Source organism: Granulicella arctica (genome assembly GCF_025685605.1).
In the GTDB taxonomy this organism is placed as follows: domain Bacteria; phylum Acidobacteriota; class Terriglobia; order Terriglobales; family Acidobacteriaceae; genus Edaphobacter; species Edaphobacter arcticus.
Genome location: NZ_JAGTUT010000004.1, coordinates 89185 through 101238 on the forward strand (window position 1 = coordinate 89185; position 12054 = coordinate 101238).

The following is a 12054-nucleotide window of genomic DNA, read 5'->3' on the forward strand; positions in this document are numbered from 1 at the left end:
GGTTCGAGCAATCAAACTCTTCTCCATCCTGAGATAGCAATGCTTTGGTGGGTGCGATGAGCCAGGCAAATATGACTGCGCAGCAGCACTTCGTGTCTCGAGCGGAACAATCCCTCAACGCGGCAAATCCAGCGGCGGATGACGAAAATCTGCGGATATTCTCCTTCTCCGTCACCGACCGTGAAGCATTCAAAGTTTCCCTTGATTCTGATCGCGGGCGAGCGATTGCCAGCACGCTTGTCTTGCGCGATTTGTTCAGCTTCGATGTGATCGAGCGCGACGGTAACCGATTCAACCTCGAGGCACTTTTCGGAAAGTACGAATCGCGAATCCAGCGACACACCCTTGAATTGCTGAGAAAGCTTCAAGCTGGCGAGACCGACATCAAGGCAGAGATCCTTGATCTCTTCGTCGCGAAGTTCGTCAACTTCCTGCGCAATCCATATTCGGTGAAGAAGGTGTTGAACTCGATTACACCAATCTTCAATTACGTCCCCACCGATCCCGAAGTCCTCCGCCAGTTTCGCGCGGTCCTTGACGGAAAGAAGCCTCAACAGGAATTTCTGTGCGCCCAGCTCGGGATCACCCCTCTCGAATACAGGAACTGGCTGGCGGCACTTTTTCTATTGCTGGTCGAGTTGGGACCGGATGAGCCACTGCTTCTCGAAGGGATCGTGAAGGGTCTTTACGAAGACCCTTCGAACGAAGTCGGCGTCTATGTCCACCAGTACTCGGGCGAACACCTGGACAAACGTTGTTTGTTATCCGACCGAGGCTATTCCATGCCAGCTTCCGAGTCCGAACATCTGTCGTTTTCCTTCAATCTCTCTGCGGACGCATTCATCTCGTACGTTTTTATCAATGTCGCGACATCTGCACGAGAGGGGATACGCCCGGACATCATGGAGCTGTTCCTGAAGCGCAAGAAGAACGTCTCCGTTCGTCATCTCACCAACGATTTACCGATGCTGGCTCTCTACAACCAGCGTTGCGTCTACCAGTGCCATCAAACGGTCTACTGTTCCAGCCGGACTTTGTATGGGGTGGATTGCATTCCTGACTAAGCACTCCCCCTGATGGCAGAGCTATAAGCGTGAGGGAGAGGGTCGATTCTGTCCAACAATCAATCCCTTTGAGGTCTCATAGACTCAAGCTCCTCCGTGCAGATACCCAGAGATGCGGAGTCTTTTGAGTCCAAATGTGAGCCGTTTGCATAGCGCTGCAGGGCCCAGTCGCGAGCACCACAAACCTCTTATTGCCATATTTACGCGCTTTATCCACTTTGCATTTGCCCAGCAAGTCTATCGTCGTTTCCTGTCATCAAGATAACGTTCGACCCACGCGCTAAATCTTCCGCTGCTGTCGTCTGCTGCAGCGAACCGACCATCAGGAAGTATTGCGCAACGACAACTTCTGGTCAGCAAGACAATCCTGTCCGCTTCATATCCGACAAGCCTCACCTCAAACAGCTCCTCTAGCTCTTCCTGTTCTTGTTGAGAGAGGTTGTGGAGCAATGACTCGGATAGGCCAACACTGTCGTGTCGACAGAGGTGAGCCACCACAGTGTGCTGAAAGACAGTGAGGAAATGCGGCTCCCACGTATGCTGTTCGCCCGGCTCGCGCAATTGTGTCTCGGTGAATTCCGTAACGTCGTACTGCCAGCCCGATTTTCCATCCTGCTGAACTGCGCGGCAACCGAGGAGCAGCGCAAGCTTCTCGATTCCCAAATCTTGGTCGAACCATTCCGGCATTTCGGTACGTTCCGACAATCGCGTCCAAATGATCTCCAATACGAAGATCAACGGGTTCTCGTGCGAGGACGCAAAGATTGGCCACCAGGTCTCATACTGCCTGCCGGAGTAGGGCTGGCCATTCATCTTGAGTAGGCTGTACTGGCCGGACACGATCAAACTCGGAAGCATGACCGGGCTCATACCGGCTTTACCTATATTTTTTTTAAGAAACCCGATGAAGCCATCGCGTAACGGCTTCTCGGACCGAAATCCGGAATAACTAAGGGCCACTCGGATGGGAGACACAAGTTCTACCGTCAAAGCGCGGTAGATCATCTCGATGTCGAAAGGTAACGTCGGAAGCTGTTCCCGAGGCGGCGGTGGAAAGCCCACAATCATCTTGAAGGCATGCTCGGCCGACTCTACGTTTACCTTCCCGTGTGGTGCTCGTACGAAGTCGTCCCAATGCAAGTCCAGGACCTTTCGCAAGTGGACGTGCGAACCCGCCAACTCGGCAGAAAACAGGTTCTTTTTGACCTCGAAAACAGCTATCACGTCCCTCACTTGCCAAGTGAATAGGTCTGTGTGAGGTAGACGTGTTCCAGTTCCAGAGACCAGCATGCAGTCGATCTGGCCGCTCATTTCTCCGGAGCTGCTTTGAATGAACCAGACGCCATCGTGAGGTCGAGTCCATCTGGGAGCAGCCTACTTAGGAGCTCAGACGTGAGCCCTTCATACAGAAGTCCTATCGTAGGAGCATGCGGAATTCCAGCTTTCTCTATTTCCGCAGACTCCTGCGCAATCAGTTTCTGCAACAGGTCAGCAAAAGTCCGGATCATGGTTCTCCGTCGGCCTCACTCATCTTCCGAGCGTGATTCATCCAAGTCTCATTGCTAATCAAGGTCGAATGAGTCACCTTAAGTCTTTGAACAGTGACGATGCTTTCAGGAACGTTTTGACTGAGGTGGCGACCGAGTTGGGCATCCACGGACTGAGATAGATTCGGTCGATGCAGTCGAGGGAAATCTTTTGTTCGAAGACTGTCACTTCCTCGAGCTGGCGTTCGTACAACAACCGGTACTCACATTCAGGAGAGAAAGGAAACCGCTTAAGGAAAGGCATCTGGCTTGCGCCATGAACATGCTTTCCGAGATCATTTATCTTGACGTACTCGACCCGGCCGTGGCGGATATCTGGGTTAGCGTTCAGCGCCGTCAGCAGTCGTTCGCGTTTGAAGGCGATACTGACGCCACTCGGTCCATGCGCGAAGGTATACCAATGATGATATGTTTCTGGCGCCTCAGAAAGGCACACTGCGAGTACAGTCCTAATCTCCTGGACCGATTGGTATTGCTGGATGAAGAACGCGTCCTGCCGGTCATCCCACGTTTCCGGAGAAAGGAAAGTGAGACACGAATGCTGCACCATGTGAAGAAGTGCAGGCAGATGCGTATACCGTCTCAGAATCGTATCGAGGTAGTCCACTGGGCTCCGAGTTGTTATTGCTCCCACTGAGACTTGGAGCTGCAATCTAGGTTACGTCAGAGGCATGCCCTTTGCTAGGACACTCGCTCAAGTGCAGTGGTTTGTGACTGCGCTCTCTTCCGCTCGTCGGCAGAGCGACGCACTGATTCCATAACGATAGATGGATCGAAAAAGCTATAAAGTTGCGTAGCGAATTCTTCGTTGTTCACTTCTATCTCCAAGAGCACGGGCCTGTTGGAATTAATCCCTCAGGTCTCGAATAGCGTGTTAGACATCGGGATGATCGTCGTCTAATTTGTTCTGTCCATCCGCATAGACGCGCCAAGAACATGTGATCCGATCCCGGGTCTCCCTTGATTTACGCTAAATCGCCAATGCACATTTCGAGTTTCTGGAAACGTGCGTTGGCCTATTGTCGCCAACTGAGGACGGGATTGGTGGCGATGAGTCGACTTCTAGCGACTTCCCGTACTGAGTATTCTGTTTTAGACCGAGCTGGAGTCGTCCATGATCTATTCTCAAAATGTGTAGGAGTCGAAGATGGACAGTCCTGTTGTTTGGTTTCCCCAGATATGTGAGGCTACCTGTGAGATGCCTCGCCTCGCCGCCCTGGACGTTCTTGATTCTCTGAGTGACGAGGCGTTTTCGAAGGAGTATGCAGCGCGGTCGATGCCTTTTCTATTGCGGCTGGGTTCGCCAACGTTCGCTGAAGCAGAGATCCTGGGTCTGCTGCAAGGGGCCTACGGCGATCAGACCGTAAACGTCCGTTTCGGCAATATGGCAGATCCGGGTAGCTACCTGAATCGCCGCGAAGAAGAGATGCCCCTAAGAAATTTCATTGGGGAACACTTCATGCAGGTAAACGATGCCGGGACGGCCTATGCCGCCGGCACCGTGATACCCGTCGAGATGGCGCGCGATCTCGGGGTCCCTTTTCCGATGTTCTACCCTGAGTATTTCTTCAATGCGCCACGGATGTGGATGGGTAAGGAGGGAACGGTGACTGCCCTGCACAAGGACATCCCGGACAACTTCTCGTTCGCATACTTCGGTGCCAAAGAATGGCTCCTCTATCCGCCAGCCGATTTTCCTTATCTATACATGATTCATCCGAACCCGAAGGCACTTCCAGAATTCGGGGTCAGCATGGTTAACGCAAAGTCTCCGGATGCAATGCGCTTCCCGGAGTTCTCGAAGGCTACACCGATCTCCATCACGCAGCGTGCCGGCGACCTGCTCTATGTGCCTGCGGGGTGGAGTCATTTCGTGGAGAACCACGAAGACTCTCTGATGATCAATTTCTGGTTAAGACGCGGAAGATCCCCCGCAGTGTTAGGCAGGGACCGATGACAGGAGTTGACTCCATTATCCTGTCCTTGTTTCGTTGCATGTGCCAGGGTTAGATCTTATTTCTCGAGCAATCCTCTTTCTCATTTGGCGGTCGCTGGTGATAAACCGACTTGTCAGGACTGGCGCCACGAAGACCTTCAGTGTCGTCCTACAGTCGATTCGCGGAGCGCCAACGCGCTGGATGAGCGAGTCGGCCTGCACTCAGCTCCTGTTGTTTCCCCAATGGGAATGTGTCATTCTCCTGTTGGTAGCCAAAATGTCAGATGTGGTGAGGCCAAACGTTCATGAAGACCAAGAAGGATGTGCAATCGGGGACGCTGGCCCTGATGGTGCTGAAAACGCTTGACGTGCTCGGACCCCAGCACGGGTACGGCATTGCCCGGCGGATCGAGCAGATCAGCGGCGACAAGCTCTTCGTTAATCAGGGCACTCTCTACCCGGTACTGCTGAGGCTGGAACAGGAGGGTGCGGTTGAGTCGGATTGGGGATCTTCTGAGAACAACCGCCGCGCCCGCTTTTATCGTCTGACGCGCGCGGGGCACAAGCTCCTCGAAGCCGAGAAGCGCGATTGGGAGCAAACCACGGCGATCATCACACGGTTCTTTGAAGTGAAAGCCGAGGATCTGGCATGAAGACTCTCAATCGATTCCTGATCCGTATGCGCAATCTTGTCACTGGCCGGCGCGGCGATCAAAGGCTGCGTGAAGAGTTCGAAGACTACGTGGCGCGCGAGGCGGAAGCCAATATACAAGCCGGAATGAGCGAGGAAGGGGCGCGGCGGCATGCGCGGATGAAGCTTGGCGCCCAGGAGGCGATTCGAGAGCAGTACCACGCAGAGGAGGGGTTCCCCTTGCTGGAATGTCTGGTGCAGGACACGCGATTTTCGCTGCGGCAGATGAGGCGTTCGCCAGGATTCACGCTCGTCATAGTGTTGACGATGGCACTGGGGATTGCGGCGACGACAACGATGTTCACCGTGGTGTACTCGACGCTGCTCAGGAACTTGCCTTATCCGCAGTCGGAGAGAATTGTCGCGATTCACGACACACGGATTGCCGGGCGGTCGGCTGGGGGGCTGATGACGGGTCCGCGGTTCTATGACATTGAAGCGCGAAACCGGAGCTTCTCCAGTCTGGCGATCTTTTACTTCGACGAGAGCACCCTGATTGCAGGAAAGAAGTTGCCTACCTATGTGAGGGGAGCTGGAGCGAATGCAGGATTCTGGGGAGTCTTCGACACAGCGCCGATGCTGGGACGGGTATTCGATGCGAGAGACGACGTGCCCCATGGCCCGCAAACAGTGGTGTTAAGCTATCCCGGATGGCAGCGGCTTTTCGGAGGCAACCCGAACATCATCGGAGAACAGGTGAAGCTGGATCAGCAGACGGCGACGATTGTCGGCGTGATGCCGCAAGGTTTTTCTGCGCCGGGAGGCGTGGACCTCTGGCACGCTGCGCAGCTTACTCCGGATAGCTGGGGCAATGATCGGGGCGACGGAGAGCGGGCCTACAGTGTATTTGGGAGGTTGCGGTTGGGCGTGACCGTGGCGCAGGCCCAGGCCGATCTGGATCGAATCGGGGAGCAACTCAGGAGGGAGTATCCGTCGAGCGACGGCGCGTGGCGGTTCACGAGCGAGACGCTGCGCGAGGACCGGTACGGTCCGGTACAGTCGGCACTCGTGGTCTTGCTGATCGCGTCGGCGCTGCTGCTTCTGATCGCTTGCATCAATGTGGCCAACCTACTTTTGTCTCGGGCGACAACTCGGCAGCGCGAAGTTGCGCTGCGGCGGGCGCTGGGGGCCTCGGGACGGCGCGTGGCTTTTCAGCTTTTTGTGGAGAGTGTGCTCCTTGCGTTGGCGGGCGGCGTCACGGGAATCGTCCTGGCATTTGTGCTGACTCGCATCGCCGCTACCAGCCTGCCGGGAACTCTGGGTCAGCCGGGCACGATCCACATGGACGGGATTGTTATTGGGGTCGCTCTGCTGATCTCGGTGGCAACTGGAATTGTGTTCGGAGTGGTTCCGGTGCTGGAGGCACGGAAGGTGCAGCTGCTTTCGGCGCTCAAGCAGGGTGGGACACGCCTCGGAGGATCATCGGGCAATTGGTTGCGCAGTGTCCTCGTGGGGGTTCAGGTAGGTCTGTCTCTCGTGCTGCTGGTGGGTGCGTCGCTGCTGGCGGAGTCGCTGTGGAACTTGATGAAGCAACCGCTGGGATTTGAGCCGGAACACCTGCTGACGGTTCGGGTGTTGCTGCCGTGGAACACGAAGCCGGAAGCGGTACGCAATTTCTACAACGACGTGCAACAACGAATTCAAAATCTCCCTGGAGTAGAGGCTGCGGGACAGATCAGTGCACCACCAATGACCGACTTTCATGTGCGCGGCAGCTTCAACGCGGACTGGCTGCCGCAAGTTGCCAATCAGTCGGCAATTAGCGCGGAGAACCGGAATATCGCCGGAAATCTGCTGATGGCGATCGGGACACCACTGCTGGCAGGGAGAGAGTTTTCCGCCGCGGACCAGGTCTCGACAGTGCCACCGTTCCTGGTGAACGAGGCCTTGGTGCGAGAGTTTCTGCCGAAGGGAAATCCCATCGGACATCATCTGCTCCTGGATGGACAGGCGCACGAGATCGTGGGGGTAGTTGCTGATGTGCGAGGGGTATCGGGAACGATCGCGGCGGAGCCTGGACCGGCTGTCTACTGGCCTGCGAACGCCAATGGCGGTTGGCATCGCTACTTTCTGGTGCGCACGAAGGTGCCGCCGGAACAACTGGCACAGTCGATCCGCGAGCAGGTACACCAGTCAGACCCGATGCAGTCAGTAGGCGAGATCGGGACGATGGAACAGCTACTAGGCGACGCTGTGGCGCAACCACGCCTGAACGCAGCGCTAGTTGCGTTATTTGCCGGGGTGGCATTGCTGCTGGCCTGCAGTGGAATTTATGGAGTCGTCTCGTATCTTGCTGCGCAGCGCACGCAGGAGATAGGCGTCCGGATGGCACTCGGAGCGAGGCGGGGTGACATTACACGACTTTTCGTGCTGCGGGCTATGGTCCCGGCAGCGATAGGCCTGGGGACCGGCACTGTGGTCTCGCTGGCGGCAAACAGGCTGTTACGCAGTCAGTTGTACGGGGTGCAACCGGATGATCTGCGGCTTTACCTTGCATCCCTGCTGGTTCTGCTGGTGCCCCTGCTTGCGGCAACCCTCATGCCGGCGATACGCGCAGGGAAGACAGAGCCGATGAAAGCGCTGAGAGCGGAGTGAATACAGGGCAGCGCTCTATCGGCGTCTTGTGAAACGAACGTTTACGCAACAATCTCAGGGTAGGCTCGAAGCCCAGTCTTTCAAGGATGTCCTTATCCGCTCAGCTTCTCGGAACTAGATACTCTCAAGTCCTAGTCTACTAGTTGACAGCTTGGGCTTCCGTGCTTCATAGTCCTAGTTGACTAGGAGTCAGCGATGAAGCGCAGGAAAGCGAATGAACAGATACCTCCCATGGAGCTGTCCATTATGAACGTTCTTTGGGATAACGGCCCCTGCAGCGTGCAAGAGGTGCAGACGAAATTATCTGGCGAGTCTGCCTACACTACCGTGCAGACCACCTTGAACACGATGGAAAAGAAGGGAAGAACAAAGCGGGATCTGCAAGGTCGGGCCTACGTCTATGAAGCCGCCCTTTCGCGGGAAGCCGCGATGAAGACCGCTGTTCGAGATCTCGTTGATCGTATGTTCTCGGGTTCCGTGGAAAGCCTGATGATGAACCTTGTGAAAGCAGAGGAGGTCGATGAGGCAACGTTTAAGAGGCTGAGGAAGGTAATTGCGGACCGGAGTCAGAGATGAGCACATTCACAATCTGGTGTACGTTCTTTGTTTTCAACTCCGCTTGGCAACTGGTAGCTCTGATCGCCGTTACCGCTCTGCTCCATCGGATATTTCCCAGGATGCCGAATGGACTGCAGTATCGCCTCTGGGTTGGCTGCTTTCTGCTCGCGGTCTCTTTGCCCGTAATCTCGACCTATTTAGCTTTGGTTCCTGCTCATTCTCCTGCTGCTGTTCCAGTGAACGACGCAAATCGTTGGAAGGTGCCGAGACAGCCTGATCGCGGGCGGTTGACGTTGCACCTAACGGAAGTTCCTGTAACGCATTCGGATTGGTCCTTGCTCAGCATCGTGGCGGGGCTCTACCTGGCCTGTTTAGCTTTCGCATTGAGGCGCTTTCTGCTTCGCATGAACATAACGCGCCGCATTGTGGCTTTCAAGAACCCACTCACTCTACGAGTCGCCGATTTTGAACTGCGGCAAGACAGGGTGAACGACAGAGGTCGAACAGTCGAGTTCTTTGAGAGTTCGGAGTTGCAAAGCCCTGCTACCCTGAGCTGGCCCCAGCCCATGATCATGCTTCCTCCGAGGTTTGAGCTTATGCCCGGAGAAGAGAAGGCAGCTGTGATCGCTCATGAACTGGCGCATGTTCAGAGGCATGATTTCCAGATGAACTTGCTCTTCGAGGCATTGTCATTAGCACTCTGCTATCACCCGGCAATGCCCTGGCTGAAGCGCCGTATAGCAGAGTGCCGTGAAGCTGTGTGCGACGATATGGCGGCCGAAGCTACTTCTGGCCGCACCGCGTATGCGGCGTGCTTGCTGAACGTGGCACAGAGGACGACGGCCCACGCTTCATTTCGAACAAGCTTATCGCTTGGAATTTCAGATACCGAACTTGAAGGGAGAATTATGAAACTCGTCCACTCCCCGCTGATCCTGAGCAATCGCTGCAGATCACTCCTCCACGCACTTTGTGCGGTTGTTCTAGCGTCCTCTAGCTTTGGAATCCTTTATTTCAGTTTGCATCCCCCGACCGTGCAAGCGGCTGGCCTACCTGCATTCTCTTTCGACCCATCTCAGACGTTTGACACGTTGCCGCCAAAAGCACAGAGAAAGCAGGCTCCTGACTTCACCCTTGTAGACAACAACGGAAAGACAGTCACTCTCTCGAACTACAAAGGAAAGGTCGTTCTTCTAGACTTCTGGGCAACGTGGTGCGGCGGCTGCAAGTTGGAGATCCCTTGGTACATGGGTTTTGATCGCAAGTATCGCCACGACGGACTTGCGGTCATCGGTGTTTCGATGGACGAAAAAGGATGGGAGGTCGTACGTCCTTTTCTAGCGAAGAAGAAAGATGACGAAACGGGAGGCATGATCGCAATGCAATATCCTATCGTGATCGGTAACGACGCCTTGGCTGGCCGCTTCGGGCTGACGTCGATGCCAATGACCCTCCTCATTGACAAAGACGGAAAGATCGCCGTTTCACATACCGGCGTGGTGGATAAAGACAATTTCGAGGGCAACATCAGGGAGCTATTGAAATAAGGGTTGTTCTGGATACGGGTTCTGAAGTGGCATTCAGCTCTCCACGCCTGTACCTTCAGCCTGTGTTGCCGCAAAAATCAATTGGCCATTTCTCTGCAAAGTACAAATGTCCGTGGTAGTCTGTGCGGTCGATAATGTGGGAATCGCTGCACCTGCGATATAAAGGACCGTAGCTCTTAACGGCTAGCTACGTGAGACTTGCCCGCTTTCGGGAAGTCTTGAACAGCGTACAGGCGTTGCGGGGTGTCCCCGCTGAGAGGGTGAGGGAAGACGCCGGGCTTTATCGGCGACTGGACTCAGGAGGAGACATCCCCCTCTAAACTTTTGTTAGTTGAGAGTCTAATTATGGAAGGAGAGCGATATGGAGCACCGTGAACTGCTGACACAATTCCTTCTTGAGGCTTTCCCAAACCCTGATCGAATAGGGTGCCCGGATGAAGAGGCAGTGCAGGCCCTGGCACAGAACGGGCCGACTCCAAATGATCCGGTACTTCGTCATGTTGGCTCCTGCTCAGAGTGCTACAGGGAGTACCGGCACTACTGCCAAGACGAAGCAGAACGTAAAGCTGGGCTACTTACACCTTCGTCAAGGCCAAATTAGGAGATTACGGTGTGTGGTCGATACGTCCGTCGCGGCGATAAACAGAAGATCGCGGAATACTTCCATGCAAACCCGCAGCCAGCCGAGCTGCCGATGCCGGGTGAAGACTACAACGTGGCTCCCACGACGTTCCAACCCATCATCCGACAGAGCAGGGAATCAGGCGATCGGGAGTTGGTGCTGGCGCGTTGGGGCCTCGTGCCGTTCTTCACGAAATCGCTCGATGACGTTAAGGGGCTTTCGACGATCAATGCACGAGCCGAGTCGATTACGAAAGCTCCGACCTGGCGAGAGCCCATGAAGAAACGTCGCTGCATCATCCCTGCCTCGGCATTTTATGAGTGGGAAAAAGCAGCAAAGCCGCCGAAGCAGCCTTACATCTTTGAACTTGCAAACGGCAAACCGCTGGGTTTCGCGGGCTTGTGGGATGCCTGGAAGGACAAGGATGGACATTGGCTCCAATCGTTCGCCATCGTGACTACAGAAGCGAACGAATTAATGGCCAAAATTCATCCGAGAATGCCGGTTATTCTTCATCCTCGTGACTATGACCGCTGGCTGGATCGGGAGGAGACGGAGCGCTTGCCCCTCGATCTCCTACGGCCACTGGAATCGGAAGAGATGGAGATGTTTGCGGCGAATCCGAAGGTTGGAAACGTACGCAACAATGGGCCTGAGCTCCTACGTGCCGCCGCTCTTGCCGCTGAAGACGGAACGCTACCTCTATAAACAGTTATACGTTTATGACGATAAGTTTTCGCAATTCAGAGTTTATGAACAGTCCCTCCCGAGATTCAGAAGCAAGGAAATCATTTAGATTGATCTTCGCCTTTTCTTCGCATACGCTCAAGGTCGTGGGTTCCATGAAACGGCAGGCCAGGCGAGAGGAAGAGGAGGCACGTGCCAAAGGCTACCTGTCTGGCCATGCCAAGCACCCTCCTGCATGGCACCAGACGCAACGGCTCCTGGAGTGGCCGGGGTGCTCCATCGAGGCCCGATGCGGGTGCGGCTCCTCATCTTGCTATCCATGCAAGCTCATGGCGTCACGCTACGGCAACGGAACCTTTGTAGACATCCTGCAAAGGCTCAAATGCAGCCGCTGCAAAGCCTCACCGGCAGAAATGTACTTCGTTGCCGGCCACCACCGGACATTTGGCTCTGGCGGACCCGATCCTAATTGGTCCCTGCCCATCCGTTTGCGCTAATTGCAATGGACCCGAACAGTGGGCAAGCGCCTGTGACACATCTGAGAGGAAGAATCGCCGCTATAACGGTCCGCACCTCGCTAGAGCGAGCATGAGAAAATAGGACGCGAGAAGCCTATGAAAATTGTTTCGGTAATAAATTACAAAGGGGGCGTCGGAAAGACCTCCTTGACAGCGAATCTAGGAGCCCAGTTAGCCTTCAAAGGCAAGAAGGTTCTCTTGATCGACCTTGATGCGCAGGCAAGTCTAACCTTCTCGTTCATCCAACCTGACGAATGGAACGACAGATTTGCTTCTCAGAAGACCATCA

At 55.0% G+C, this 12054-nt stretch carries 10 protein-coding genes; 8 read left to right on the forward strand and 2 right to left on the reverse strand.

The features are described 5' to 3' along the window. Positions 1-56: 56 nt before the first annotated feature. Complete coding sequence (locus tag OHL20_RS23850) at positions 57-1064, forward strand: hypothetical protein (RefSeq protein ID WP_263385816.1); 1008 nt, start codon at positions 57-59, stop codon at positions 1062-1064. Positions 1065-1301: 237 nt separating this feature from the next. On the opposite strand, the gene OHL20_RS23855 is transcribed toward OHL20_RS23850, so the two are convergent. Then, entirely contained in the window at positions 1302-2375 is a 1074-nt protein-coding gene (locus OHL20_RS23855) for a hypothetical protein (RefSeq protein WP_263385817.1), read from the reverse strand. A gap of 270 nt (positions 2376-2645) precedes the next feature. Then, on the reverse strand, positions 2646-3218 hold the full coding sequence (locus OHL20_RS23860; RefSeq protein ID WP_263385818.1) for a hypothetical protein: 573 nt from the start codon (positions 3216-3218) through the stop codon (positions 2646-2648). 540 nt (positions 3219-3758) lie between these two features. Here OHL20_RS23860 and OHL20_RS23865 point away from each other — a divergent pair. The 7 genes from OHL20_RS23865 to OHL20_RS23895 form a co-directional block, all read left to right on the forward strand. Next, the gene (locus tag OHL20_RS23865; RefSeq protein ID WP_263385819.1) at positions 3759-4568 is read left to right on the forward strand and encodes a cupin-like domain-containing protein; all 810 of its coding nucleotides are present in this window, start codon (positions 3759-3761) and stop codon (positions 4566-4568) included. Positions 4569-4852: 284 nt separating this feature from the next. After that, a complete protein-coding gene (locus tag OHL20_RS23870; protein WP_263385820.1) occupies positions 4853-5200 on the forward strand; it encodes a PadR family transcriptional regulator in 348 nt (115 codons plus the stop codon). Next, positions 5197-7833 (forward strand): ABC transporter permease, encoded by a 2637-nt coding sequence (locus OHL20_RS23875; RefSeq protein ID WP_263385821.1) that lies wholly within the window; start codon positions 5197-5199, stop codon positions 7831-7833. Before OHL20_RS23870 ends, OHL20_RS23875 begins: the two co-directional genes overlap by 4 nt. A 195-nt stretch (positions 7834-8028) precedes the next feature. Further along, positions 8029-8409, forward strand: a complete 381-nt coding sequence (locus OHL20_RS23880) for a BlaI/MecI/CopY family transcriptional regulator (protein ID WP_263385822.1) — start codon at positions 8029-8031, stop codon at positions 8407-8409. Further along, the gene (locus OHL20_RS23885; protein WP_263385823.1) at positions 8406-9938 is read left to right on the forward strand and encodes a M56 family metallopeptidase; all 1533 of its coding nucleotides are present in this window, start codon (positions 8406-8408) and stop codon (positions 9936-9938) included. Before OHL20_RS23880 ends, OHL20_RS23885 begins: the two co-directional genes overlap by 4 nt. A gap of 610 nt (positions 9939-10548) precedes the next feature. Further along, positions 10549-11268, forward strand: a complete 720-nt coding sequence (locus tag OHL20_RS23890) for an SOS response-associated peptidase (RefSeq protein ID WP_263385824.1) — start codon at positions 10549-10551, stop codon at positions 11266-11268. A 593-nt stretch (positions 11269-11861) separates the two neighbouring features. Next, a partial coding sequence (locus OHL20_RS23895) for a ParA family protein (RefSeq protein ID WP_263385825.1) occupies positions 11862-12054 on the forward strand: 193 nt, incomplete at its 3' end.